Source organism: Yersinia intermedia, assembly GCF_900635455.1.
Taxonomy (GTDB): domain Bacteria; phylum Pseudomonadota; class Gammaproteobacteria; order Enterobacterales; family Enterobacteriaceae; genus Yersinia; species Yersinia intermedia.
Genome location: NZ_LR134116.1, coordinates 4376004 through 4401581 on the forward strand (window position 1 = coordinate 4376004; position 25578 = coordinate 4401581).

The window sequence follows — 25578 nt, forward strand, 5'->3', positions numbered from 1 at the left end:
GGGAATATGTATAAATGCAGCGCATTTTGGTCATCCGAATTGATTTCCTTGGCGATCTGGTTTGTACCACGGCTTTGTTACATGCATTAAAGCAGCGCTGGCCAGCAGCCGAAATTCATGTGCTGGCAAATAAATACAATCGCGATGCACTGGCACGTAACCCCGATATCAGCACAGTTCATACCTACGTTTACAGTAAGCAATGTGAAAGAAACCAACAACCCGGCAGGATCAAGGCACTGTTTAATCGTCTGGCCCTGATTTGGCGACTGCGATGTTTACGTTTTGATCTGCTGGTTATCCCTAACGGGGGCATGAACAAAAACAGTATCCAGTTCGCTAAACAACTTAATGTGGTCGATAGCCGTTGGCATACCCCTGGCAGTGAATTCGATGACCGCAATCCTGACCATGTGGCAAATCGGCCAATACGCCATGAGGCGCTGTCTGGTTTTGCACTGATACCTGAACTGGGGCAGGTCGATATTGATACGCTCAAATTACATATCTATCCTGACCCACAATTGCAGGAGAAATGGCAGGCAGAATTAGGTGAACGAAACCGGCCACGCGTTGGGCTGTTTGTCTCGAATAAATCACCGCAACGGCGTTGGTCGTGGGAGAAGTGGCAACAGTTGGCACTGAAGCTCAGTGATCAGGCCGATATAGTGATTTTGTATGATCCCATCGCACCACCGAGCGAACAGCAACTGGCGAGCTTACACGGACGAAGTTTATTAACACCGTCAGTTGATGAGTTCGTGGCCGCAGCCAGTCAATTGGATGTGGTTATTTCGGCTGATAGTGCGCCGGTCCATATCAGTTCAGCATTACAGATACCGGTCGTCGCACTGTTTGAGTCCCGACCAGAAAAGTATCGCCGCTGGTACCCGTTAACCCGCCATGTGTTGTTGCATGCCGGGCCACAGGTTGACGACATCACCGTTGATGCTGTTGAGGCGGCCGCTCGCTCGTTGTTAATCACAGACTAAATCAAATCGCTCGTTAACGAGGGCCGGTACACCGGCCTATCCCCCAGAATAGTCGCCCGATGCATCACCCGCCGCTGTGGCAGATAATCAGCATTGGCATAGTGCTGGGTGACACGGTTATCCCACATTGCCACATCATCCTGCTGCCAGCGCCAGCGTACTTGAAACTCAGGTTTGGTGGTGTGCGCAAACAGGAAACGCAGCAAAGCATCGCTCTCTTTATCACTCAGTTCAACGATTCGGGTAGTGAATCCTTCATTGACGAACAATGCCTGACGCCCACTCACCGGATGGGTACGTACCACCGGATGCAATATCGGCGGATTATTCTTTTTAGCCAGTAGCCACCGCTGATGCTCTTCCGGTGTCACACGGTGTTTGTGCTCGGGGAAGGAATGCGCGAAATCATGCTCAGCCTGTAAACCAGCCAATAGCTGTTTAAATGGAGCCGAAAGCGCTTCATAAGCCGCAATCCCGCTGCTCCACAAGGTATCGCCACCGGTTGACGGTAACTGTTTTGCCGCCAGAATCGCACCTAATGGTGGATTGGCGATAAACGTCACGTCGGTGTGCCAATTATCGTTATCCGGCGGATTATCATTATGGGTATCCAGCACGATAATCTCCTCACACTCTTTGGTGTGCGGATAAACCGGATGAATATGTAAATCACCAAAACGCCCGGCCAATTCACGTTGCTGTAATGGCGTGATGGGCTGATTGCGGAAAAACAGTACCTGATGTTTGAGCAACGCATGATAAAGCTGCTCAAACTGACTATCACCCAACGGGCGGGCAATATTAATATTCTCAACCAGCGCACCAATGTGCGGCCCTAACGGCGTAACGACCAAGCGTTCATTCATTGCTGTGCTCCATACCAAGGTGTTAGCCGGCGTTGGATCGCCCGCAAACTTAGCTCCATACCAAAAGCGATAATGGCAATCACGCTGATACCGGCGATGACGACATCGGTTGCGAGAAATTCACCGGCCGATTGCACCATAAACCCCAATCCGCGCGTAGCGGCAATAAGCTCCGCAGCCACCAACGTTGACCACCCCACGCCCAACCCGATGCGGATACCGGTTAAGATTTCGGGTAAGGCGCTGGGGAGCACCACAAACCATAAAACCTGCCAGTGGCTGGCACCCAATGCACGGGCAGCTCTGACCCGCACCTGTGCCACACTCCGCACGCCAGCTACTGCGGCTAACGTCACTGGCGCAAATATCGCCAGATAAATCAGCAGGATCTTTGAGGTTTCACCAATACCGAACCAGATAACCATAAGGGGCAAATAGGCTAAGGGGGGAACGGGGCGATAAATTTCAATCAGTGGGTCCAACACACCCCGTACGGTGCTGCTTAGCCCCATCGCAATACCCGTTGGGACACCAAGTGCGACCGCAGCGAGTAATGCGATGAGAATTCGCCCCAGACTGGCGGCCAGATGTTGCCATAGCGTGGCATCCATAAACCCCTGCGGGCTGGCAATCACCAATAACTGATGTAATACCTGCTGCGGCGCGGGTAAAAAGAGTGGGCTGATAAGCTGTAACGCCGTCACTGCCCACCACAGCGCGACTACTACAATCAGAGTAGTGATACTAAGCCACAAGCCATTACCCACAGATAAACAGCGAACGGCCTTGCTGGCAACCCGCGGGGGTTCATCGTTAGCCGGTACGCGGTGAACCGGCAAAGTGATTGCTTGATTACGTAACGTACTGTGCAGGCTCATATCAATACCTCCCGTTGCTGGAAGACTTTACCCAACACATATTCGCGGCGAGCGATAAATTCAGGATCAGACTTAATGGATCGGCATGGTTCACCAGCGGCATAACGCTGACCAAAATTCAACGACAGTCGTTCGACCACCTGCCCCGGTCCTGGAGACAGCAATAGCAGCTCACTGGCCAGAAACACCGCCTCTTCGATATCGTGGGTGATCAGCAAAATTTGTTTGCCGGTATCACGCCAAATGGTCAGCAACAGCTCTTGCATCTGCTCGCGGGTAAAAGCATCCAGCGCGCCAAACGGTTCATCCAACAGCAATAAGCGCGGGTCAACCGCCAGTGCACGAGCAATCCCTACCCGTTGGCGCATCCCACCAGAGAGTTGCCAGATAAGGTGATGCTCAAAACCGGCTAACCCTACCCGATGAAGCATTTTCAGGGCAGTTTCGCGCCGCTGTTGCTTACTGAGCCCGGCCAGTTGCAGGCCAAACTCCACATTGCTGACCACATCCCGCCACGGCAGTAAGCCCTCATGCTGGAACACCACTCCCCGTTCGGCACTCGGGCCGTGAACCGGTATATCATCCAGAGTGATGCTGCCAGCTGAAGGCTCCATAAATCCGGCAATTAGATTCAATAACGTGGTTTTACCGCAACCTGACGGCCCCAATACCACGACCAACTCTCCAGATGCGATTTGTAGTGACACATCCTGTAAGGCAGGTTTGCCCTGATATTCGGCCCACAGGCCGCGCACGTTTAGCATGATGGCTCCTAGGACTGCGGTGTGGCCTGCACTGCTTTCACAAAGCGGTCAGTGACGAAATGACTATAGTCACTGGCAACTTGTGGGATCTTACCTTGCTCTTTCAGGAACGCGGCCGTATCGCGGATGGCTTGATCCACCGGCTGACCCAGTTGCGTTATCTGCTCAGCCACAGGCAAGTAAGTATTGCCCTTCACCAATTCCGGCACTTGATCGGTTGAAACACCACTTAAGCGCGAAAGCTGTCCCAGATACTGCTGATTTTTCAGCCATTGTTCTGGTTGGGCCAGATAGGCACCCTGTGCGGCCAGTGCACTGCGGGCGAAGGCGGTCACCACCTCAGGATGAGCTTTGGCGAAATCTTTGCGCACCACCCAGACATCCAGGGTTGGCGCGCCCCATTGACCCACTTGAGCAGAATCGGTCAGGACGGTACCGGTTTTGGCTAATTCGTTAACGGCTGGAGCCCAAACATAAGCGCCATCAATGTCACCGCGCTGCCAGGCGGCGGCGATAGCAGGTGGCTGCAAGTTGAGGATAGTGACCTGATCCGGCTTAATTCCCCAATGTTTCAAGGCTGCCAGCAGACTGTAATGTGTCGTGGAGATAAACGGCACGGCGATACGTTTACCAATTAAATCTTGTGGGGTTTTAATGTCTTTCTTCACCACCAGCGCCTCTGAGCTTCCCAGTTGTGACGCCAGTAGGAAGACCTCAATTGGCACATTCTGGCTGGCAGCAACGGCTAATGGGCTGGAGCCGATATTACCAATTTGCACATCACCCGAGGCCAATGCCCGCACGACGCTAGAGCCACTGTCAAACTTGCGCCAATCCACATTGGCACCGGACAACTTGGCAAAGCTGTTATCCGCTTGTGCAACTTTTGCCGGTTCTGCGGAGGTTTGATAAGCCACCGTCACATCAACAGCATGTGCACTGGCGGCAACCAGCGACAGAGCTAACAGTGCACCACCTGGCCGTAAGAAGCCGCCTATTGCGGCGGTAATACTTGCAGAAGATAAGGTTATCGCCATGGTTCACTCCGCTGGGTTAACTGTGTTATTCGCTATTGCTGCGACCCTGAGCGCATCGGGCGCTCTGAGATAACAGTGTTACCTGAAGGAGTAATATGACAAAAGGAATAAAAAAATATTCTTTATTCCTTTGAGGAATAATAAAAACGTGAAGGAATTGTCTATGCGGTTAACTTAAATATCTATTTGGCCCCTCATGAAAATACGAGCATCACCGGCAATTAAGGTACGATCACCGGCTAAGGTGCAGAATAATTCGCCACCCCGCGCTGATATCTGCCGGGCGTGTAGTGATGACCTTCCCAGTCGCGCTACCCAATAGGGCATTAAGGTACAATGGGCTGAGCCAGTAACCGGATCTTCATTGCTGCCAAGGGTAAAGTAGCGCGAAACAAAATCCACTTCATCACCTGGCGCGGTCACAATCACTCCACGGCCGGTATAGGCAATTAGCGCAACAATATCGGGTTGTAACTGCCGTACCTGCTGCTCGTTTTCCAGTACCACTAACAGAGATTTTGCCTGCCATACCTGCTGAATATGGCTGCCAAGCAATGCCCTCAACTCTGCTGCAATAGCGATTTGGTCGGGCGGTAATGAAGGGAAATCCAGCGACAGTCGACCGAAGTTATCGCCATCGCGCTTGACGTACAAGTCACCGCTGGCACTGCGAAAACAGATATCCTGCAAGCCAGGATTAACGATACTGAACATCACATGCGCCGCCGCTAATGTGCCGTGTCCACATAAGTCGACTTCACGTTCCGGCGTAAACCAGCGGATGGCCGATTTATCTCCTTCATCCCAGACAAAACTGGTTTCCGGTAAATTAATCTCGGCCGCAATACTTTGCATCTCTGCTGCCGACAACGGTTTCTTCAGCAGATACACACCCGCCGGGTTGCCGGATAACCCTGCGCCGACAAAAGCATCAACATGAAAATAGTTATAAGCCATTAAGTAACCCCAGGGTTAATGCCAAATCAATAACACACAGGCTGCCGTCAGCAAGCCCATCGAGATATTAAAGCTAAACCAGGCGCGGCGGCTACGTAATAAACGACCAATCAAAGTACCAAAACCCAGCCAAATAATACCGGCCACCAGGTTCACCATAAACATACCAAGGCTTATCATTACGATAGAATGATTATAGGCGGCCCCCGTCATACTGAAGCTGGCGACTGACCCTAGCCCCATCAACCAGGCTTTGGGATTAAGGAACTGCAATAACCAGCCCTGATACAAGCGCAGCGGTTTTGGCGGTGCGACATTGGTTTCCAATTTCTCATAGGCAGAAGTGGCAATTTTCCATGCCAGCCATAGCAGATACAGGCTACCCAAAATTTTCAGAACCAGATGGAGGGAGGGGTAGATAAGAATCAGGCCACCGACACCAAAGGCCACCAGTAGCAACATGCTCTGCATGCCTAACATAATGCCTAACATCAGCCAGATAGAACGCATAAAACCGAAGTTAGCCCCCGCAGAGGTCAACAACATATTGTTCGGACCGGGGGTAATAGCTGCAACCCAGAGAAAACCTACCATTGAAAGAAATAAACTCAGCTCCATGAGACGGGTGCCTCCCACCCAAAATGATGCGCGATATACCCATGAAGCTAACAGTGTGTTATTGATCACACAAGAGCAACAACATGATTTCCATTCACTATATGCATGAATTATTTCGCCCACTGGCCGGAGCCAGTAATCCACATCTGCAAACACTGCTGCCACGGCTGGTCAGACGCCATGTGACATTGCAACCATTCTGGCAACGGCTGGAACTGCCTGATGGCGATTTTGTCGATCTGGCCTGGAGTGAAAATCCCGAGCTGGCGAGAGATAAGCCCAGAGTCGTACTCTTCCACGGTTTGGAAGGTAATTTTTACAGCCCTTATGCTCATGGTCTGTTAAGTGCATGGCAAGCCAAAGGCTGGCTGGGGGTGGTGATGCATTTTCGTGGATGCAGTGGGGAGCCAAATCGTAAGTCACGCATTTATCACTCTGGTGAAACAGACGATGCCCGCTTTTTTCTCCGCTGGCTGCGGGAGAGCTATGGTCAGGTGCCAACCGCCGCCGTCGGAGTCTCTTTGGGTGGCAATATGCTGGCGATGTATTTGGCGGAGCAAGGCAAGGATAGCCTGTTGCAGGCCGCAGTGGTGGTATCAGCACCACTGATGCTTGAACCCTGCGCTAATCGTATGGAACAAGGCTTCTCACGGGTCTATCAGCATTATTTACTGAACCAACTAAAGTTAAATGCCACACGTAAGCTTTTGCATTATCCCGGAAGCCTGCCTTTGGATCTGGCTCAATTGAAAGGATTGCGGCGAATCAGAGACTTTGATGATGTCATAACTGCTAAAATTCATGGTTTTAATGATGCAGTCGATTACTATCGCCGTTGCAGCGCCCTGCCGCTATTGCCGCAGATTACAACTCCGCTGCTCATTATTCATGCTAAAGATGATCCCTTCATGACCGCGGAGGTGATCCCAAACCTTAGCGACTTACCAAGCAATATTGACTATCAGTTAACCGAGCATGGCGGCCATGTTGGTTTCGTCGGTGGCTCATTGAAACACCCGCAAATGTGGCTGGAACAGCGAATTCCAACCTGGCTTTCCCCTTATCTGGAGCAACAGTAATGATAGTTCCCTGGCAGCAAGTTGACGGTGAAACGCTGGATAACTTACTTGAAGCCTTTGTGTTACGTGAGGGCACCGATTACGGCGAGCATGAGCGCTCATTAGCGCAAAAAGTCGAGGATGTACGCCGCCAGTTGATCAGCGGTGAAGCCATATTGGTGTGGTCCGAGTTACATGAAACCATCAATATTATGCCGCGCAGCGCATTTCGTGCCGGAGCAGAAGAGCAGCAATAGTCCTTTCGCCGTTAAGAAGACATTCGGTGAAACAGGGTGACAAGCCCGCCACTTTGCCCTAAAAATAATCATCAACGATAAAAAACAGGCAAGTACAGCCCGGCCACTGAAGGTCTAATTCCATGGAGTTACAGCTAATATGTCGACTAAACATCCGGTTATAGCCGTTACCGGCTCAAGTGGCGCAGGGACAACCACCACCAGCCTGGCGTTCCGTAAGATCTTTCAGCAACTGAATATTCGCGCAGCGCAAATTGAAGGTGACAGCTTCCATCGCTATACCCGCCCTGAGATGGATGCAGCCATCCGTAAAGCGCGGGATCAAGGCCGGCATATCAGCTATTTTGGCCCCGAAGCCAATGACTTTGGCCAGTTGGAGCAAAGTGTGTCGGAATACGGCGAACACGGTACTGGCCGCTCACGTAAGTATTTACATACCTATGATGAAGCAGTGCCATACAACCAAATTCCCGGTACGTTTACCCCGTGGGAAGCATTGCCACAACCTACTGATGTACTGTTTTACGAAGGGCTACACGGTGGTGTGGTGACGGAACATCATGATGTGGCAAAGCACGTCGATCTGTTGGTGGGCGTAGTGCCTATCGTCAATTTGGAGTGGATACAGAAGCTGGTGCGAGATACCGGTGAACGTGGCCATTCACGCGAAGCAGTGATGGATTCCGTAGTCCGCTCCATGGATGATTATATCAACTACATTACGCCGCAGTTCTCACGCACTCATATCAACTTCCAGCGCGTGCCAACCGTCGACACATCAAATCCGTTTGCTGCCAAAGCCATTCCGTCACTGGATGAAAGTTTTGTGGTTATTCATTTCCGTGGTTTGGAACAAATTGATTTCCCTTACTTACTGGCGATGTTGCAAGGATCATTTATCTCGAATATCAATACATTGGTGGTGCCCGGCGGAAAAATGGGGCTGGCAATGGAGCTGATTATGGCACCGCTGGTGCAGCAACTGCTGGAAGGGAAGAAAATCGGTTAATATCCTTCGTTCTTGAGGCCGCAGTATAGCAACTGCTGGAGAGAAAAAATAATTTGGCGCTATCCCAAGCCAAAGTAATTGGAGCTGCAGGTAGGCGGCAAGCGAACTCATCCCGATGAGCTTACATAAGTAAGTGATTCAGGTGAGCGAACGCAGCTAACAACCCTGCAGCTTCAAGTACGAAGGGTTTGCTTAGGCGATATCACGAATTTCAAAACTGTGGGTAATAGACGCCGCTTTACCCAACATCAGTGAAACGGAGCAATACTTTTCGGCTGACAACTCAACGGCTCGCTCAACAATTTTGTCGGTCAGGCCTTTGCCGCTGACAATAAAATGCAGGTTGATGTGTGTAAACAGACGCGGTGCTTCTTCACGGCGCTGCGAAGTTAATGACACTTCGCAATCGCGCACATCATTGCGGCCTTTTTGTAAAATAGAGACCACATCAATCGCACTACAGCCACCTGCCGACATTAACAGCATTTCCATCGGACTCGGTGCTTTGTCTCCGGCATTACCGTCCATCAACACCTGATGACCTGATGCCGATTCACCCAAAAATGTCAGCCCCTCAACCCACTTTATACGTGCCTGCATAACGCTTGCTCCCAGTTAAATTTTCTGATTAAGACTACCCTTTCATTTACAAACTGGCAATGTAACCCGACGTTCATCATGCTGAAGCGATACAACACAAGACACTGGCTTCATCCTGTGCTACAAACAGAACCGAAAGTGTTGTTTCTAGAATTAAATAGGGTAGCTTCTCAATACTCAGTGAAGGGTTTCTATCCGGTACGTATCTTGGCTATACCTTTCGGCAGTTGAGCAAATTAATATGCTACGAGAAAGTGTATTTTATAAGCACGCCGTACAGGGAACTCTGAGCCCTGTTAAGTTAGGCAGCGATAACAACAGAGGATAACAGCGAATGGTTCTCGGCAAGCCACAAACAGACCCGACTCTCGAATGGTTCCTGTCTCATTGCCATATCCACAAATATCCATCGAAGAGTACGCTGATTCACCAAGGTGAAAAGGCCGAAACGCTTTACTACATCGTGAAAGGCTCCGTTGCGGTGCTTATCAAAGATGAGGAAGGTAAAGAGATGATTCTCTCCTATCTTAATCAGGGAGATTTCATCGGCGAACTTGGATTATTTGAAGAAGGCCAAGAACGTAGCGCCTGGGTTAGAGCAAAAACCGCCTGTGAAGTGGCTGAAATTTCTTACAAAAAATTCCGTCAGCTTATTCAGGTCAATCCAGATATTTTAATGCGCCTATCTTCACAGATGGCGAGTCGCTTACAAATTACATCTGAGAAAGTGGGTAACCTTGCTTTCCTTGATGTGACTGGGCGTATTGCACAAACGCTGCTTAATCTGGCAAAACAACCTGATGCCATGACCCACCCAGATGGGATGCAGATTAAAATTACCCGCCAGGAAATTGGTCAGATAGTTGGCTGCTCCCGCGAAACCGTGGGGCGGATACTAAAAATGCTGGAAGATCAAAATCTGATCTCCGCACACGGTAAAACGATTGTCGTCTACGGCACCCGTTAATTCCCCCTAAACGGGTGTCGATACTGTCGGCACCCGTTTTTTAATCTTTTGTGATCAATAAATTTCTGGGGCCTTTATGAAATGGCAACGGCTGATTTATCGTCCTGAAGTTATTTATCGGCCCAATGTTAATTACGCGCTGCGCCAAACATTGGTTCTCTGCCTGCCCGCAGCATTAGGGTTTGCTCTCGGCGAACTTCGACTGGGTTTGATGTTTTCCCTGATACCCGCCTGTTGCAATATCGCCTCGCTGGATACACCACACCAACATTTTTTCCGGCGTCTGCTGGTCGGCGGCACGCTGTTTACTGCGAGTAGCTTCCTAACCCAGCAACTGCTGCTATGGGATATTCCATTGCCCGCCGTCATGCTCGGCCTGGCATTAGTTTTGGGGGTGAGTGGGGCGATTAGCCAGTTGAATAGCCATTTGTTACCGGCTGCCCTGATTGCTGCTATTTTTAGCCTCAGCATGGTGGGCCGCGCCCCGATCTGGCAAGCGCCTTTACTGTGTGCGGTGGGGACACTTTGGTATGGTGTGTTTAACTGGTTATGGTTCCGACTCTGCAAGGATCAACCGATCCGCGAACCCTTGAGTCAACTTTATTACTTGCTAGCCGATTATTGTGACACCAAATACAGCCTGTTTGCTCAGCACCTTGAGCCGGAAAAATCGATACCGCCGCTGCTGGACAAACAACAGGCGATTATGGACAAGATTAATCAGCTTTATCAGCAATTTAATCTGATTCATAACACAACGAAGAAAGAGCAGAAACGGTTGTTGGGATTGTTCCAAATGGCTCTCGATCTGCAAGAGCACATTACTGCGGCCCTGATTCAGCCAGAAAAAGTACAGGAGTTAATGGAGCAAACGCAGATTGAGGGGGTGATGCGCCGTAATTGCCAGAAAATCTCAGCCCAAATGCGCACTATTGCCAACGATATTCTCTATCACCACCGTGCTGCTGAACATTTTACTGCCGATGATGCTCTGCCAGAACTGGCAAACATCGCACAGGCACACCCGAACAACCCGGTCGCACAATTCTACTACTACCATATCAGCCATATTACCCAATTATTGAGTGACCGGCGGCCACTGTATGACCGTGACCTGATGTCCAGCCAACAATCACAGCCGTTCTGGCCAGCATTGATCAGCTATCTGTCGTTCAAATCAGGCGCACTGCGGGAAGCGGCTCGCCTGGGAGTGACACTGGCAGCAGGTAGCTATATCGGCAGTTTAATTCATTTACCCAAGCCTTATTGGATTCTGCTCACGGTGATGCTGGTAACGCAGAACGGTTATAACGCCACCAAGGTACGAATCCATCACCGTGCACTCGGTACCTTTATCGGGCTGTTACTCGCAGCTACCTTGTTGCATTTTCAGATGTCGGAAGGCACCACGCTGAGCATCATGTTACTCATCACATTGATAGCCTATCTGGTTCAACGCAAAAACTATGGCTGGTCAGTCATTTTTAGAACTATCACGACTGTGTATATCTTGCAGTTATTGACCGGAGAAGGCGCTGACTTTTTGGTTCCACGCCTGCTGGATACCTTAATTGGTTGCGCATTGGCCTTTGCCAGCGCCTTATGGCTGTGGCCCCAGTGGCAGAGTGGCTTACTGCGTAAGAATGCCCATCAGGCGCTAGAGGCGTATCAGAAGATTTTGCGCTTGCTGCTGACACCTGAACCAGATATCACCCAACTGGCCTATGAACGCATTGAAGTGAATAAGGCCAGTAATACCGTGTTAAGTTCCTTAAATCAGGCGATGCAAGAACCGGGATTCAACTCAAAATATCTGGCAGATATGCGGCTATGGGCCACTCACAGTGAGTTGATTGTCGGGCATATCAATGAGATGACTATCCTGACACGGGCCTATCCCTTGGGGAGTTCAGCACCAGGTAAACATCACATTCAGCTCAGCGTCGAACTGGCGGCGGATTATTTACAACTCTGTGAGATAGCCATTCAACAGTGTCAGCAAAGGCTGGAGTCGGACAACAGCGAAGGTAATAACGATTTCGTGCAGATGCCGGATGTCACACCGGATACACAGATCTCTGAGCTGGAACGTAATTTACGGCGGGTCTTGTCACATTTAAGCGTGATGCATACGGTGTCCGCCATGGCTTGGCAACAACAACCCCATCACGGTATTTGGCGCAGTCGGAGGTTGCGGGAGCAAGCATAACAAGGGAGAGGCAACAGCCTCTCCCTAATTGAGTTAACCCTGGACCAGGCTGGCGACTGCTTTATCCAACCTTGCCATTCCTTGTTTGATATCATCCAGCTCCACCACTAATGAAGGGGCTAACCGCAACACATTCGGCCCGGCATTGAGGACCATCAAGCCATTAGCGGCCGCAGCCATCAACAACTCCCGCGCACGGCCATGGTATTGCGGCGTTAACTCGGCACCAATCAATAACCCCATACCACGGATATCCTCAAACAAATGATACTTGTTGTTGATATCTTGCAGAGCCTGCACAAACAGCCCATGGCGCTGTTCAATACCATTAAGTACCTCAGGGGTATTAATCACATCCAACGCAGCCTCAGCAACGGCACAGGCCAGAGGATTACCCCCATAAGTAGTACCATGTGTGCCCACTGCCATTACCGACGCAATTTCTTCCGTGGTTAGCATCGCACTAATAGGGAAACCGCCACCCAAGGCTTTCGCTGTGGTCAAAATATCTGGCGTCACACCATAATGCATATAGGTAAACAGCTTGCCACTACGCCCCATACCACTTTGTACTTCATCGAATACCAGCAGCGCATTATGCTGATCGCACAAAGCCCGCACCCCTTGTAGGAATTCAGGCGTCGCAGAGGTGATACCCCCTTCCCCTTGGATAGGTTCAAGCACCACCGCACAAGTGTGGTCATCCATAACGGCTTTCACCGCAGCCAGATCATTAAACGGTACATGGATGATATCGGCAGGTTTCGGGCCAAAACCATCGGAATATTTTGGCTGACCACCTACCGAGACAGTAAACAAGGTGCGACCATGGAAAGCATTGTGGAAAGCAATGATTTTAGTCTTATAGGGGCTATGGCGCTCAATGGCATAATGACGGGCCAGCTTAAAGGCGGCTTCATTTGCCTCACCACCGGAGTTGGCAAAAAACACGCGATCCGCGAAGGTCGCAGCAATCAGTTTTTGCGCTAAACGCAGTGCAGGCTCATTAGTGAAAACGTTACTGGTATGCCATAACGTCTCGCCTTGCTGATGCAATGCTGCCACCAGCGCCGGATGGCAATGTCCCAACGCAGTAACTGCAATTCCGCCAGCAAAATCAATATATTCGGTACCTTGTTGATCCCATACGCGGCTACCTTTCCCTTTTACCGGGATAAACTGCGCAGGTGCATAAACAGGCAAAATAACCTGATCGAATGTACTGCGAGTTACTGCTAATTTGTCTGCCATTGCGCTGTCCACCCTGTTATCCCCTTCGCACTTGAAGCTACAGGGTTGTTAGCTGCGTTCACGCGCCCGAATCACTTGACTGAGTAAGCTCGTCGGGATTCGCTTGCGGGCTACCTACCTGCAACTCCAATGACTTTGGGTATAATCCATTGAGTTACCAATTATTGGTATGTGAAAATATAATCACAAAATATGCATAAAAAATCACAATCAGGCAAACAAAAATATCCATTTTGTAGTGATTTTATCTCAACATATTAATTTTTAAGAAAATTATCTAATAACTGATGACCTTGTTCACTAAGGATACTCTCTGGGTGGAATTGCACGCCCTCCAGCGGTAGCGCACGATGACGAATACCCATAATTTCATCCATCACCCCCTCATGTTCCGTCCAGGCGGTCAGTTCAAAACAGTCTGGCAATGAGTCGGTCGCAATCACCAAAGAGTGATAACGGGTCACGGTTAGCGGTTGGTTAAGCCCCTGAAAAACGCCCTGACCATTATGCCAAATCGCTGTGGTCTTACCGTGCATCACTTGCCGTGCCCGCACTACACGCGCGCCAAAAGCCTGCCCTAGCGCCTGATGCCCCAGGCAAACACCCAGTATCGGCACTTTTCCAGCAAAATGGCTGATGGCCGCTAAAGAGATCCCGGCCTCATTTGGCGTGCAAGGGCCAGGCGAAATCACCAAATGTGAGGGTGATAACTTTTCAATATCAGCAAGTTGTACCTCATCATTACGTTTAACCACTACCTCAGCACCCAACTCACAGAAATACTGGTAGAGGTTGTAAGTAAACGAATCGTAATTATCGATCAATAGCAGCATTTCATATCCAAAAAATCAGGTTAACGCTTACGCCCACCGGTAATTGACCCCAGAACACCGCGCAAAATTTGTCGCCCCAAGTCCCGCGCCATACTCTTGGCTGCGGTCTGGACGATACCATCACGTTTGCCACCGCGCGGGCCGGTAGAGCCAAACAGTAAATCATTCAGCCCATCCATCAAGCCACCGCCAGCACTACCCTGCTGATCGGTTGACGGCTGAGAAGCCGCCCCCCCTCCGGCCGCTGCATCCCCCATGGTGGAGAATCCACCCGCAGATAATTTCTCATAGGCAGACTCACGATCCACACTCTCTTCATAACGGCCATACAGTGGGGAATGATTGATGGCGTGATTACGTGCCGCCGCATCCAATGCGCCCATTTTTGATTGTGGCGCGATAACCATACCCCGTTCGACCACATTGGGCCGCCCTTTCTCATCAAGGAAAGAGATGAGCGCCTCGCCAACCCCCAGTTCGGTAATCACCTGTTCGGCGCTAAATGCCGGATTCGCACGCATAGTCTGAGCCGCAGCCTTAACCGCTTTTTGATCCCGTGGGGTAAAGGCGCGCAGGGCATGCTGTACCCGGTTGCCCAGTTGACCGAGGATTTTATCGGGGATATCCAATGGATTTTGTGTCACAAAATAGATGCCAACCCCTTTTGAGCGAATCAGCCGGACCACCTGTTCAACTTTATCTACCAGCGCCGTTGGCGCATCACTGAACAGCAGATGGGCTTCGTCAAAGAAAAACACCAGTTTAGGCTTATCAACATCACCCACTTCAGGAAGTTGCTCGAAAAGTTCAGCCAGCAACCACAACAGAAAAATCGCATACAGTTTGGGCTGATTAATTAACCGATCAGCCGCTAACAGATTGATAACTCCCTGCCCATGGCTGTCGAGTTGCATTAAATCGTGAATATCCAGCATTGGCTCGCCAAAGAATTGATTGGCACCTTGCTCTTCCAACGTCAGTAAACCACGCTGGATAGCACCAATTGAGGCTGGCGTGATGTTGCCGTATTGCGTACGGAACTGTTTCGCGTTGTCGCCAACATATTGCACGATAGCCCGTAAATCTTTCATATCAAGCAGCAGCAGATTGTTGTCATCGGCAATTTTGAATACCAGTTGCAACACACCACTTTGCACATCATTCAGATCAAGCAGACGCCCCAGCAGCAGCGGGCCAAGATCGGAAATAGTGGCACGGATCGGATGGCCCTTTTCAGCGAAGATATCCCACGGCACAATCGGGCAAGCTTGTGGTTGCCAATCCGTAACACCTATCGCCGCCAGCCGGGTTTGGAGTTTTTCCGAATCAACCCCTTCCGCCCCAATGCCGGATAAATCCCCTTTTACATCGGCGAGAAATACCGGCACACCAATACGGGAAAATTGCTCAGCCATTTTTTGCAGGGTGACTGTTTTACCGGTACCGGTTGCGCCGGTAATCAGGCCATGACGGTTAGCCAGAGCCGATAAAATCACTAAATCCTGTGCTGGCGGTACCTTCGCGATAAGCAATGTTTCACTCATAAACCTTCACCTCATCACGTTTACGTTAGAGACAGATAATTGATTATAAGCACCCGATTCGGGCAAACGGATTAATTTATGGTGGCAATACGATGGTTACTCAAAGAACGTGGCGTTGTCGGTAGGCAGCAAGCGAAAGACAAATTGGTTGTAAACCAGCCTTCGAGGTTGAGCGTGAAGGCTGGTAACTCGCGATTAAGGTAAAACTTTCGCTGACAGGATAGTGATCGGTTTGACTGGCACATTCTGATACGGGCCGACATTTTCGGTCTGAACCTGGGAGATCTTCTCTACCACATCCATCCCTTTAACTACTTTACCGAACACGGCATAACCGAAGTCACGTTGGCCGTGGTCAAGGAAAGCATTGTCTGCCACATTCAGGAAGAACTGGCTGGTAGCACTGTCTTTATCGGCAGTACGGGCCATAGAGATGGTACCACGCAGGTTACGCAGGCCGTTATCCGCTTCATTTTTGATTGGCGTTTTAGCGGTTTTCTGTTTGAAATCAGCGGTAAAACCACCACCTTGAACCATAAAACCGGGAATAACACGGTGAAAAATAGTGTTGTTGTAGTAGCCGTTGTTTACATAATCAACGAAGTTTTGTGTTGAAACCGGTGCCTTCTGGCTATTGAGTTCCAACTCAATATTCCCAACAGACGTCGTTAACAACACATGAGGCTCACTGGCGGCAAAAGCTGCGGGAGCCACGGCGCTAAGGGAACAAAGTGCAATGAAGGTCACTAAAGTACGTTTGAACATTAACGGTTCCTTTCTGTGGGATGCGAACAACGGAAAAGCGCTTTGATTCTAGAGAGCTGACCCGCGCAATGCCACCCATTTACAGATTTTTACGTAACAGAATGCGCATTTTGGCTGAAAAGCTGCCTCTTCGACAATTAAACAGCACCATGATGATTCGTTAACCAAATTAAACCATCCCTGCAATCCTGAGCAATAGTGTAATTCTGCTATAGGGATCACGTCTTGCCTATTTTCCTTTGCCCTGCCTGCCATTTTTGCGAGAAACATCTCATTTTGTTTTTGGTTAATTGCTAGTCTGCCCCAAATGAGAGCGCTCTCATTTATAATTAATCCACATGGAGGCCAAATGATGAAAACCTTTAAAATTGCCATTATTGGTGGCGGTAGTAGCTATACCCCGGAGTTGGTTGATGGGCTGATTCAGCGTATTGACCAGTTACCGGTCACTGAACTGGCACTGGCTGATGTCGAATTAGGCCGTCAAAAAGTGGAAATTATTGCTGCATTAACCCGACGAATGCTGGATCGGCATGGGCTGGAGCATGTAAAAGTCAGTGTTCACTTCTCATTGGATGACGCCATTACGGGAGCCAGTTTTGTCCTGACACAATTCCGTGTCGGCCAACTCCCGGCACGCGCGGCAGATGAACGTTTGGGGCTAAAATATAACCTACTTGGGCAGGAGACCACGGGAGTAGGGGGTTTTGCCAAAGCTCTGCGTACCATTCCGGTGATGCTTGATATTGCCGCCAGAGTTGAGCGGTTAGCACCGGATGCCTGGATCATTAACTTCACCAATCCCGCCGGGATCGTTACTGAAGCAGTAACGCGTTATAGCAAAGCGAAAATCATCGGTTTGTGTAATGTCCCGATCAGCATGCATCACATGATTGCCAACTTGCTACACGCACCTTATGAAGATATTCAACTGCGCTTTGCCGGGCTAAATCATATGGTGTGGGTACATGAGGTGTTACAACGGGGTAAAGATGTCACCGCCGAGGTACTGAACATGTTGTGTGATGGGGCCTCACTGACCATGAACAATATTAAGGAAGCACCATGGCCACCAGAGTTCCTGCGTGCAATGGGGGCGATTCCTTGTCCATATCATCGCTATTTCTATCAGACTCAGGATATGCTGGCAGAGGAAATCGCCGCAGCGGCTGAACGAGGCACCCGTGCTGAACAAGTTATGCAGGTAGAAAAAGAGCTGTTCGAGCTGTACGCTGATCCGCATCTGGACAGTAAACCAGAGCAACTCAGCTTCCGCGGTGGATCATTTTATTCTGAAGTTGCACTGGAGCTTATTCGTGCCATTCATAATAATTTAGGTACGCAACTTGTTGTAAATACAACAAACCGTGGTGCAATCCGTGGTTTATCTGATGGCTCAGTAGTAGAAACTAACTGTATTGTTGATGCACAAGGTGCACACCCACTGACCTTCGGCCCATTACCTGTTGCTATGCATGGGCTGACCCAGCAGGTGAAAGCCTATGAGCGCTTGACCATTGAAGCTGCGGTGCACGGTGACCGTCGTAGTGCCTTGTTAGCGTTAGTGACTAACCCACTGATCGCTAACGCCAGCATTGCTCAGCCACTATTGGAAGAAGTTTTTCAGGTAAATAAACCTTACTTGCCTCAGTTCACAGACCTGTAATGTTAAATTAACTATTGTTGTGGGTTATGATTTTACACCCAACGTCATTGGCGTTGCAGCCAGACAACCCGCGCAAAACCCGATGAACTTGCGCAATCAAGCGATTCGGATCACGCTGCTTGCGAGGTCCAAGGATGGACGGAGTAACGAACGCAGCTAATCCCCTACGACTTCAATGGCGAAGGGGCTACTTTTACCCTAAACAGGAGTATGAAATGGTTACACTGGAAGACGTCGCGGTATTAGCCGGGGTTTCCCGTGCTACGGTTTCCCGCGTGGTCAACGGTGATACCAATGTCAAATCCCGGACCCGCGAAAAGGTAGAACAAGCGGTAGCGGTATTGGGCTATACCCCAAACCCTGCTGCGCGAGCACTGGCGTCCAGCCAAAGTAATACCCTGGGGTTGGTGACAACCTCATATCGCGGTGGCTTCTTTGGTGCGTTGATGGATTTTGTTCAGACCGAAACAGAGTCACAAGGTAAACAGCTTTTAGTGACTCAAGGGCGAGATAATGCAGATAAAGAGTGGCTGGCAATCCAGCGCCTGTACAACTTACGCTGTGATGGTTTAATCCTGCACGTGCGTTTTCTCAGTGACGAGAGACTGCACCAGCTTGCAACAGCAGGCCGATCATTCGTGTTATTAGACAGGATGGTTCCCGGTCTTGAGGCCCGTTGTGTGACCTTTGATCACCGGCGCGCCAGTCAAATGGCGACTCAGGTACTTATCGATGCAGGCCACCGCCATATTGCCTGTATCAGTGGCTCTTCTCAGCGCTACTCCAGTGTGTTGCGCCGCCAGGGGTTTTTGGATGCCATGCAAGCCGCAGGTTTAGAACCTACCGCTTGTGTGGAAGGTATTTACGATCTGGAAAGTGGCTATCAACGCGCGGACGAGATCTTAAAGCAACCTCATCTACCCACAGCTATCTATTGCTGTAACGAAGAAATGGCAATCGGCGCGCTGTTGGCTATCAATAAGCACCATTTGCAAGTACCACAGGATATTTCATTGATTTGCTATGACAGTGGCGAACGCGCCCCTTTTGTCAGCCCGGCCTTAACCAGCCTGCACTTCCCGATTGTTGGAATGGCGCAATTCGCCACTCAGTTGTTGATTAATCCACAGCTCCCCATCACCAGCTTTCCACCAGCAATTATTATGCGCGATTCTGTTATGCCACCGAAACAACTCCGCTAGTCAGCCCCGGTGGCAAGTTATCGCTCTTCCCTGCTTATCTTTCTTTTCGTTCATGAAGATAGCGAATGTTATTGGCGTTACTGGCAACAGAATAAACCTCATTAGAGGCTCATCACCCCGCATCACTCACATAAGCAAGTGATGCGGCTACGCGCCTACTGTTTCAAGAACCAAGGGTAACGCTATTAAAATGTCACATTCAATTTTGCCCAAAGAGTCCGGCCCGGCTCATTCAACGACGTATTGGCTGAGTATCCAAATCCACTATTACCAGCCAGATTCAGGTGCTCGCTGTACGCTTTATTCAGCAGATTATCGATACCAGCGCTGACTTTGACTTGTTTTGTAACCTTGTAAGCCACATTGGCAGACAGCACACCGAAACCCGCGCTATCAGCAAAGTCTTTGCCCACCACATTCCCTTCGTTAATCGCAACCCGGTGCTGACTGCTGACTAACCGCCATAATGCGGTGCTACTCCAGTCCCCTGTTTCAAACGTCAATCCTAACCGTGCTTCAAGGGGAGGGATTTGCGGCAACGGACGATGATTACTGGTATTTTTCCCCCAGGCATAAGCCAGGCTGGCGTCAGCTTTCCAATTGTCGTTAAAGGCGTACCCTGCCCCCATCTCACCGCCCATGATAGTTGCGTCGATATTATCTGCCTGGCTGATGCGCAGATTGTTAGGGTCATACTTGAACAAGATGAAATCATTAACCCGACCAAGATAAGCTGAAACCCAACTGTTTAGCTGCTTACCATTGTATTGCGCACCAATATCAAGCTGAGTGGTCTTTTCACTCTTCACCCCCTCAAAAGCGCTGGTAGAGCCAACAGGCCCGAACGTCGGTGAAAATAGCTCCCAATAATCAGGAAAACGCTCTGTATGGCCCAAACCGGCGTACCACATCACGGGTAAGTCAGTCAGATTATGCTCAAAACGCATGAAACCGGCGGGGAGCGTTGCAGAGCGTGTCGGCTCATTAGCCCGGACATAATTGGTGACCTCATGATGATCAATACGGGCACCGGTAATCAACTTATCCTGATCGCTGGCACTCCAGGTCAGTTCGCTGAACAAACCGTTGCTAGTAAAGCGGGCATCTTTATCCCAATGGTCTTGTTTGTTTTTACGGTGCGTATTGGTTTGCAAATCAGTACCCGCCTCCAATTTCAGATCCTGCCACAACCAAGTGCCCATGACTCGCCCACCCATCGTGCGCCGGTCTACATTACTGGACATCGCCATCATCGGTGGCGTGCGTAATGTATTGTTATCCATAATATGATTGGCATAGTTGTAGTAGATTTTGGCTTCAATTTTGTCCAACACCTCACCGATATTTGTTTTTTCAAAACGGGCACCCAGGCTCTCGCGCAAGAACTGGGAACCGTCCATACCGCGCCCGGCATACCTTGCTTCACCGTCACCTTTACCCGCTGTTAGCTCAAGTAACGTATCGCTATCTGGTGTCCAACCCACGGCGATATCGGCATTCCATTTATCCCATTTCGAGGGCACCCGCGTGCCATTGCCATCTTTGTAATCACCCGCCTGAGACTGGTTGCCCATCATGCGCAAATAGCCTTGCTCGTTACCTAAACTGGCATCGAGATTTTTATCCCAGCGACCATTAGAGCCCACCAATAGACTGGCATTCCCTTTGATGCCCGCCTGATCAAAGTGAGGGGGTAGCCGCTCAAACAAAATAGTACCGGCGGAAGCACCAGCTCCCCACAGCACCGATTGTGGCCCCTTCACAACGGTCAGCAGGTCAAAGCTCTCTGGTGAAATATAGGATGTGGGCGCGTCCATCCTTGATGGGCAGGCACCCAGTGTTTCTGCACCATCCGTCAGAATCTTTATGCGCGAGCCAAACATGCCACGGAACACCACATCCCCATTGGTACCCCCATTACGGATTTGCGAAAAACCGGGGATGGTTTTCAGATAGTCAGCTCCATCACTGGCGGGAACGGGTTGACGCGGTGCTTTAGGCGAGGTCACGATAACCAGTGGCGAATGAAGGGGCGCAGTAACGGTTATGACATCAGCATCATTGAGCTTTTTATCACTGCTATCGTTGATGGTGTTATTCACCACCGGATCATGAGCCATCAGATGGTCATGCGTGGCGGCAAAGGTATTTAAAGCAAAGACAGAAAAGGCAGAGGTTACTGCGCATGCTAATAATGTTTTTTTATAGGTTTTATTCTTGCCAGACATAATTATTCCTTGGGCAATACAAATCACTCCGGTGAGTATTTATCCACACCAGAAAAATGGTTTTTATTTTTTATCGGATTATCAGGAATAAAAGGCAGGAGGTGCGCGCGGTTGGCTCTCTGAATAGGTATCTTGAATAATTAACCAATAGATAAATAACGGCGCAGGGATCTCGGCTAACAGTAATGCGGAGCGAATATCCGCGTTGCAAGCCGTATTCAGTAGGGGCAAATGAGTCAGTAATACACAATAGCCACAAGCCGCATGATCCATCATCATGCCATCATGGCCACCTCCGGCCTGCTTGGCATTGCTATCTTGGGCCTTAGTCTGGTTCTGTTGATGATCAGCGTGATGCGCCCTGTCCATAGCACAATTGGCCTGAGCAGTGCTCACGCCCGTCGTTGAAAGGGGTTTTTCCTCATACGAAAGCGCCAGTGAGACTGAAACCACCGGAGCGATAAATAGCATTAGAATCGCCGCTATCCCCAACCAGGCAGAAAAGCGCCTTCTTTGATAAAGAATTTGGCTCAACGGCACCTTATCGCCGTTAGTGTTACATCGGTAATCACGCTTCTCATCACGATAGATTCCTTTATATCGATGAAAAAAAGAAAGTGGACTGATTAATTATCTGTTTTATTAATAGTTTTATACCCAAGTTACTTCGAGATGCAGATAGGCAGCAACCGAGCAAATCCCCTGGGCTTAGATAACTAAGTGACTGAGGTGAGCAAGGGCAGTCAACACCCCAGCATCTTGAAGGGCGACGGGTATATGGTTTTTCACTGTTCTACAGACGGGGAAATCATACCTGAGACAACCTTAACACGGCCTACACTTTAATAGAATTAAGAATCTTTATCATTTGAGGATGCGTCGCAATTTGTGACGGCTCACTATTATTCGTAATTGCTTTTCAGTCATTACATTAAAATTTGAATGTAAATCACAAAAACTCACTATGCCTGTGCTAGGATCCGCCGCCTTAGTGCTGAAAACCGGTTTGATCTCCTTTTAGCCCTATGTCCGTTTTTAGCAATTATCTGTCTTTAACTCTTTATTTATTTGATACTGACGCACAGGCCTATTTATGAATAACAGCAATCGCATTCGGCTCACTTGGATCAGTTACTTCTCTTACGCCCTTACTGGTGCGTTAGTTATTGTCACCGGGATGGTGATGGGGAATATCGCAGAGTATTTCAATCTGCCTATTGCCAGTATGAGTAACACATTTACTTTCCTTAACGCGGGTATTTTAATCTCTATCTTCCTCAATGCCTGGTTAATGGAAATCATTCCATTAAAACGCCAGTTGGTGTTTGGCTTTATTCTGATGTTGATTGCTATCGCCGGATTGATGGTTGGCCATAATCTAATGGTCTTCTCAATCAGCATGTTCATCCTCGGGGTGGTCAGTGGGATAACCATGTCGATTGGTACCTTCCTGATAACCCATATGTACGAGGGGCGTCAGCGCGGTTCACGCCTGCTGTTTACCGACTCGTTCTTCAGTATGGCTGGGATGATTTTCCCTGTCGCCGCAGCAATGCTGCTGGCACGCCATATCGAATGGTATTGGGTGTACGCCTGTATCGGCTTGCTGTATGTCGGTATTTTTGTGCTGACACTGTGCTCTGAGTTCCCGGTTCTGGGCCACAAAGCCGCAGATCAAAGCAAACCGGTGGCGAAAGAGAAATGGGGCGTTGGCGTGCTGTTCCTGTCGATTGCCGCATTGTGCTATATCCTTGGCCAACTTGGTTTTATCCAGTGGGTACCAGAATACGCTACCAAAACGTTCAATATGGATATCAGTCAAGCTGGCCAACTGGTCAGTAACTTCTGGATCTCTTATATGATTGGGATGTGGGTGTTCAGCTTTATCCTGCGCTTCTTTGACCTACAACGCATCGTAACCGTACTGGCAGCACTGGCAACGCTGGCGATGTATCTGTTTGTCAGCACCGATAATCCACAATACCTGAGCTACTACATTCTGGCGTTGGGTTTTGTCTCCAGTGCAATTTACACCACGCTGATTACTCTGGGTTCACTGCAAACCAAAGTCTCTTCGCCAAAGCTGGTTAACTTCATCCTGACCTGTGGCACTGTCGGCACCATGCTGACCTTCGTGGTGACCGGCCCGATTGTCGCCAACAGTGGTGTTCATGCCGCGCTGGCAACGGCCAACGGCCTGTATCTGGCAGTATTTGTGATGTGTCTGATTCTGGGCTTCTTCACCAAGCACCGCAGCCACGGCCATGCGACTGACTGATTTATCGGTTTTACTGCCCTGCCGCCATCAAGGTTGCAGGGCAGCGCCTACTTAAAGTTCACCACCTCTTCCTGCCCCAGATATATACGGCTTTCGGCTGGCTGGGTTTTGGCAATCACCATCCCATGACGAATGGAATAGTGCACTGGCACCTGTCGCCGCACGGCATCGAACCCATTTTCTGCTGGCAGAATAATCAGGTTAGCGCTATTACCTGGCTGCAAGCCATAATCAGATAAATGCATTGTCCTGGCGCTGTGGGTGGTTATCAGATTCAGCCCATCGTTAATTTGGCTGTACCCCATCAACTGACAAATATGTAGCCCCATATGCAGGACTTGCAGCATATTGGCAGTGCCCAGCGGGTACCACGGGTCGAATACATCGTCATGGCCGAAGCAGACATTAATTTCTGCTGCCAGCATCTCTTTAACCCGCGTAATACCACGCCGTTTCGGATAAGTATCAAAGCGCCCTTGTAAATGAATATTCACTAATGGATTGGCGACAAAGTTGATACCGGACATTTTCAACAAACGAAATAACCGGGAAGCATAAGCCCCGTTATAGGAGTGCATCGCTGTGGTGTGGCTGGCGGTAACGCGCGCGCCCATATTTTCCCGGTGCGCCAATGCCGCTACTGTCTCAACAAAGCGTGACTGCTCATCATCAATTTCATCACAATGCACATCCACCAGCCGCTGATATTTCTGTGCCAAGGCAAAGGCGATATGCAGAGATTCAACGCCATATTCGCGGGTGAATTCAAAATGTGGAATGGCCCCGACCACATCAGCCCCCAGCCGCAGCGCCTCTTCCAACAACGCGGCACCGTCGGGATAAGAGAGAATCCCCTCTTGTGGGAAAGCGACAATCTGCATCTCCACCCATGGGCTAACTTCTTCTTTTACCTCTAACATCGCACTGAGTGCCGTCAAACTAGGATCGGAAACATCCACATGGGTACGGACATACTGAATGCCATTGGCGATTTGCCACTTCAACGTCTGCCATGCCCGCTGTTTAACATCCTCGCGAGTGAGCATGGCTTTGCGCTCTGCCCAGCGCTCAATCCCTTCAAACAGAGTACCTGACTGATTCCAGCTCGGTTGCCCGGCCGTTTGGGTGGTATCCAGATGGATATGTGGCTCAATAAAAGGCGGTAATGCCAACCCACCTTGCGCATCCAGCACCCCGGCTTCAACAGTCTGCTGTTCCGGCTGCGGGCTAATAGCACTGATTTTGCCCTCCGCGATAGTTATCTGCCAAAAGCCCGCTTGCCCGGCAAGCCGTACATTATTGATAGTGGTGAGTAAGTGATTTGGTAAGGATTGCGTTGTCATCGGTGCCTCCATGATCCCTTTTATATTCTGGTCATAACCACAAGCTATTTGCTTTAGCTTACCCGACCAACAGTATGCTGCCCGATTTTCTTTTCCGTCATTTAAAATCTCAAACTGAAACCTTTCAGCTAAAGATGAATGAAATCCGCAACTTATCAAAAAACGTTAAAAATCATCCATCTACCACCTTAGAGGTATATGGAAAGCAAATTGATTTACATCAAGAAGTGCGGTGTAGGGAGGATTACTGTAAGCG

23 protein-coding genes are annotated in these 25578 nt (G+C 49.6%); 9 read left to right on the top strand and 14 right to left on the bottom strand.

The window, feature by feature from the left end:
* Positions 1 to 14: 14 nt before the first annotated feature.
* Entirely contained in the window at positions 15 to 992 is a 978-nt protein-coding gene (locus tag EL015_RS20120) for a glycosyltransferase family 9 protein (RefSeq protein WP_032906596.1), read from the top strand.
* Here the strand turns inward: EL015_RS20120 and tauD are convergent.
* The 6 genes from tauD to EL015_RS20150 all read right to left on the bottom strand — a co-directional run bounded on the left by tauD (position 989) and on the right by EL015_RS20150 (position 6112).
* Positions 989 to 1858 (bottom strand): taurine dioxygenase, encoded by an 870-nt coding sequence (gene tauD / locus EL015_RS20125; RefSeq protein ID WP_032906595.1) that lies wholly within the window; start codon positions 1856 to 1858, stop codon positions 989 to 991. The two genes, EL015_RS20120 and tauD, sit on opposite strands and share 4 nt — an antisense overlap.
* A complete protein-coding gene (gene tauC, locus EL015_RS20130) occupies positions 1855 to 2625 on the bottom strand; it encodes a taurine ABC transporter permease TauC (RefSeq protein ID WP_408068452.1) in 771 nt (256 codons plus the stop codon). The genes tauD and tauC overlap by 4 nt, the downstream gene beginning before the upstream one ends.
* Before the next feature lie 107 nt (positions 2626 to 2732).
* The gene (tauB, locus tag EL015_RS20135) at positions 2733 to 3500 is read right to left on the bottom strand and encodes a taurine ABC transporter ATP-binding subunit (RefSeq protein WP_005186200.1); all 768 of its coding nucleotides are present in this window, start codon (positions 3498 to 3500) and stop codon (positions 2733 to 2735) included.
* A gap of 8 nt (positions 3501 to 3508) precedes the next feature.
* Positions 3509 to 4537: a taurine ABC transporter substrate-binding protein gene (gene tauA, locus EL015_RS20140; protein WP_005186199.1), complete on the bottom strand. Its 1029-nt coding sequence runs from the start codon at positions 4535 to 4537 to the stop codon at positions 3509 to 3511.
* Positions 4538 to 4711: 174 nt separating this feature from the next.
* Positions 4712 to 5494: a PhzF family phenazine biosynthesis protein gene (locus EL015_RS20145; protein ID WP_005186196.1), complete on the bottom strand. Its 783-nt coding sequence runs from the start codon at positions 5492 to 5494 to the stop codon at positions 4712 to 4714.
* Between the two features lie 15 nt (positions 5495 to 5509).
* Positions 5510 to 6112: a LysE family translocator gene (locus tag EL015_RS20150; RefSeq protein ID WP_032906591.1), complete on the bottom strand. Its 603-nt coding sequence runs from the start codon at positions 6110 to 6112 to the stop codon at positions 5510 to 5512.
* A gap of 101 nt (positions 6113 to 6213) precedes the next feature.
* Between EL015_RS20150 and EL015_RS20155 the strand changes: the two genes are divergently transcribed.
* The 3 genes from EL015_RS20155 (at position 6214) to EL015_RS20165 (ending at position 8436) form a co-directional block, all read left to right on the top strand.
* Complete coding sequence (locus EL015_RS20155; RefSeq protein ID WP_032906618.1) at positions 6214 to 7191, top strand: hydrolase; 978 nt, start codon at positions 6214 to 6216, stop codon at positions 7189 to 7191.
* Positions 7191 to 7427, top strand: a complete 237-nt coding sequence (locus EL015_RS20160) for a YheU family protein (RefSeq protein ID WP_032906589.1) — start codon at positions 7191 to 7193, stop codon at positions 7425 to 7427. Before EL015_RS20155 ends, EL015_RS20160 begins: the two co-directional genes overlap by 1 nt.
* A gap of 139 nt (positions 7428 to 7566) precedes the next feature.
* Positions 7567 to 8436, top strand: a complete 870-nt coding sequence (locus EL015_RS20165) for a phosphoribulokinase (protein WP_005186187.1) — start codon at positions 7567 to 7569, stop codon at positions 8434 to 8436.
* Between the two features lie 192 nt (positions 8437 to 8628).
* Here EL015_RS20165 and EL015_RS20170 read toward each other — a convergent pair whose 3' ends face one another.
* Positions 8629 to 9036: an OsmC family protein gene (locus tag EL015_RS20170; protein ID WP_005186184.1), complete on the bottom strand. Its 408-nt coding sequence runs from the start codon at positions 9034 to 9036 to the stop codon at positions 8629 to 8631.
* Between the two features lie 334 nt (positions 9037 to 9370).
* Here EL015_RS20170 and crp point away from each other — a divergent pair, with 334 nt between their 5' ends.
* Entirely contained in the window at positions 9371 to 10003 is a 633-nt protein-coding gene (gene crp, locus EL015_RS20175; RefSeq protein WP_005186183.1) for a cAMP-activated global transcriptional regulator CRP, read from the top strand.
* Positions 10004 to 10079: 76 nt separating this feature from the next.
* Positions 10080 to 12212, top strand: coding sequence for a YccS/YhfK family putative transporter (locus EL015_RS20180; RefSeq protein ID WP_005186182.1), 2133 nt, complete (start codon positions 10080 to 10082; stop codon positions 12210 to 12212).
* Positions 12213 to 12245: 33 nt separating this feature from the next.
* On the opposite strand, the gene argD is transcribed toward EL015_RS20180, so the two are convergent.
* The 4 genes from argD to ppiA form a co-directional block, all read right to left on the bottom strand.
* Complete coding sequence (gene argD, locus EL015_RS20185) at positions 12246 to 13463, bottom strand: bifunctional acetylornithine/succinyldiaminopimelate transaminase (protein ID WP_005186181.1); 1218 nt, start codon at positions 13461 to 13463, stop codon at positions 12246 to 12248.
* Between the two features lie 257 nt (positions 13464 to 13720).
* On the bottom strand, positions 13721 to 14296 hold the full coding sequence (locus tag EL015_RS20190; protein ID WP_005186180.1) for an aminodeoxychorismate synthase component II: 576 nt from the start codon (positions 14294 to 14296) through the stop codon (positions 13721 to 13723).
* A 20-nt stretch (positions 14297 to 14316) separates the two neighbouring features.
* A complete protein-coding gene (locus EL015_RS20195) occupies positions 14317 to 15840 on the bottom strand; it encodes a helicase HerA-like domain-containing protein (protein WP_005186179.1) in 1524 nt (507 codons plus the stop codon).
* A 195-nt stretch (positions 15841 to 16035) separates the two neighbouring features.
* The gene (gene ppiA / locus EL015_RS20200) at positions 16036 to 16605 is read right to left on the bottom strand and encodes a peptidylprolyl isomerase A (protein ID WP_005186177.1); all 570 of its coding nucleotides are present in this window, start codon (positions 16603 to 16605) and stop codon (positions 16036 to 16038) included.
* Positions 16606 to 16957: 352 nt separating this feature from the next.
* On the opposite strand from ppiA, the gene EL015_RS20210 reads away from it, so the two are divergent.
* Positions 16958 to 18271: a 6-phospho-beta-glucosidase gene (locus EL015_RS20210; protein ID WP_032906587.1), complete on the top strand. Its 1314-nt coding sequence runs from the start codon at positions 16958 to 16960 to the stop codon at positions 18269 to 18271.
* Positions 18272 to 18486: 215 nt separating this feature from the next.
* Positions 18487 to 19473 (top strand): LacI family DNA-binding transcriptional regulator, encoded by a 987-nt coding sequence (locus EL015_RS20215; RefSeq protein ID WP_005186171.1) that lies wholly within the window; start codon positions 18487 to 18489, stop codon positions 19471 to 19473.
* A gap of 185 nt (positions 19474 to 19658) precedes the next feature.
* Here EL015_RS20215 and EL015_RS20220 read toward each other — a convergent pair whose 3' ends face one another.
* Together EL015_RS20220 and EL015_RS20225 are read right to left on the bottom strand one after the other, a co-directional pair.
* On the bottom strand, positions 19659 to 21593 hold the full coding sequence (locus tag EL015_RS20220) for a TonB-dependent copper receptor (RefSeq protein ID WP_408068451.1): 1935 nt from the start codon (positions 21591 to 21593) through the stop codon (positions 19659 to 19661).
* Between the two features lie 189 nt (positions 21594 to 21782).
* Positions 21783 to 22241: a DUF2946 domain-containing protein gene (locus EL015_RS20225; RefSeq protein ID WP_005186166.1), complete on the bottom strand. Its 459-nt coding sequence runs from the start codon at positions 22239 to 22241 to the stop codon at positions 21783 to 21785.
* A 553-nt stretch (positions 22242 to 22794) separates the two neighbouring features.
* Here EL015_RS20225 and tsgA point away from each other — a divergent pair.
* Positions 22795 to 23979, top strand: a complete 1185-nt coding sequence (tsgA, locus tag EL015_RS20230; RefSeq protein ID WP_005186163.1) for an MFS transporter TsgA — start codon at positions 22795 to 22797, stop codon at positions 23977 to 23979.
* A gap of 47 nt (positions 23980 to 24026) precedes the next feature.
* Here the strand turns inward: tsgA and EL015_RS20235 are convergent, their stop codons facing one another.
* The gene (locus tag EL015_RS20235) at positions 24027 to 25322 is read right to left on the bottom strand and encodes a cytosine deaminase (RefSeq protein WP_032906584.1); all 1296 of its coding nucleotides are present in this window, start codon (positions 25320 to 25322) and stop codon (positions 24027 to 24029) included.
* Positions 25323 to 25578 lie beyond the last annotated feature (256 nt).

Coding starts and splice junctions, on each gene's coding strand:
- EL015_RS20120 (WP_032906596.1), top strand. CDS start 15: ATGCAGCGCATTTTGGTCATCCGAATTGATTTCCTTGGCGATCTGGTT.
- tauD (WP_032906595.1), bottom strand. CDS start 1,858: ATGAATGAACGCTTGGTCGTTACGCCGTTAGGGCCGCACATTGGTGCG.
- tauB (WP_005186200.1), bottom strand. CDS start 3,500: ATGCTAAACGTGCGCGGCCTGTGGGCCGAATATCAGGGCAAACCTGCC.
- tauA (WP_005186199.1), bottom strand. CDS start 4,537: ATGGCGATAACCTTATCTTCTGCAAGTATTACCGCCGCAATAGGCGGC.
- EL015_RS20145 (WP_005186196.1), bottom strand. CDS start 5,494: ATGGCTTATAACTATTTTCATGTTGATGCTTTTGTCGGCGCAGGGTTA.
- EL015_RS20150 (WP_032906591.1), bottom strand. CDS start 6,112: ATGGAGCTGAGTTTATTTCTTTCAATGGTAGGTTTTCTCTGGGTTGCA.
- EL015_RS20155 (WP_032906618.1), top strand. CDS start 6,214: ATGCATGAATTATTTCGCCCACTGGCCGGAGCCAGTAATCCACATCTG.
- EL015_RS20160 (WP_032906589.1), top strand. CDS start 7,191: ATGATAGTTCCCTGGCAGCAAGTTGACGGTGAAACGCTGGATAACTTA.
- EL015_RS20165 (WP_005186187.1), top strand. CDS start 7,567: ATGTCGACTAAACATCCGGTTATAGCCGTTACCGGCTCAAGTGGCGCA.
- EL015_RS20170 (WP_005186184.1), bottom strand. CDS start 9,036: ATGCAGGCACGTATAAAGTGGGTTGAGGGGCTGACATTTTTGGGTGAA.
- crp (WP_005186183.1), top strand. CDS start 9,371: ATGGTTCTCGGCAAGCCACAAACAGACCCGACTCTCGAATGGTTCCTG.
- EL015_RS20180 (WP_005186182.1), top strand. CDS start 10,080: ATGAAATGGCAACGGCTGATTTATCGTCCTGAAGTTATTTATCGGCCC.
- argD (WP_005186181.1), bottom strand. CDS start 13,463: ATGGCAGACAAATTAGCAGTAACTCGCAGTACATTCGATCAGGTTATT.
- EL015_RS20190 (WP_005186180.1), bottom strand. CDS start 14,296: ATGCTGCTATTGATCGATAATTACGATTCGTTTACTTACAACCTCTAC.
- EL015_RS20195 (WP_005186179.1), bottom strand. CDS start 15,840: ATGAGTGAAACATTGCTTATCGCGAAGGTACCGCCAGCACAGGATTTA.
- ppiA (WP_005186177.1), bottom strand. CDS start 16,605: ATGTTCAAACGTACTTTAGTGACCTTCATTGCACTTTGTTCCCTTAGC.
- EL015_RS20210 (WP_032906587.1), top strand. CDS start 16,958: ATGAAAACCTTTAAAATTGCCATTATTGGTGGCGGTAGTAGCTATACC.
- EL015_RS20215 (WP_005186171.1), top strand. CDS start 18,487: ATGGTTACACTGGAAGACGTCGCGGTATTAGCCGGGGTTTCCCGTGCT.
- EL015_RS20220 (WP_408068451.1), bottom strand. CDS start 21,593: ATGGCTCATGATCCGGTGGTGAATAACACCATCAACGATAGCAGTGAT.
- tsgA (WP_005186163.1), top strand. CDS start 22,795: ATGAATAACAGCAATCGCATTCGGCTCACTTGGATCAGTTACTTCTCT.
- EL015_RS20235 (WP_032906584.1), bottom strand. CDS start 25,322: ATGACAACGCAATCCTTACCAAATCACTTACTCACCACTATCAATAAT.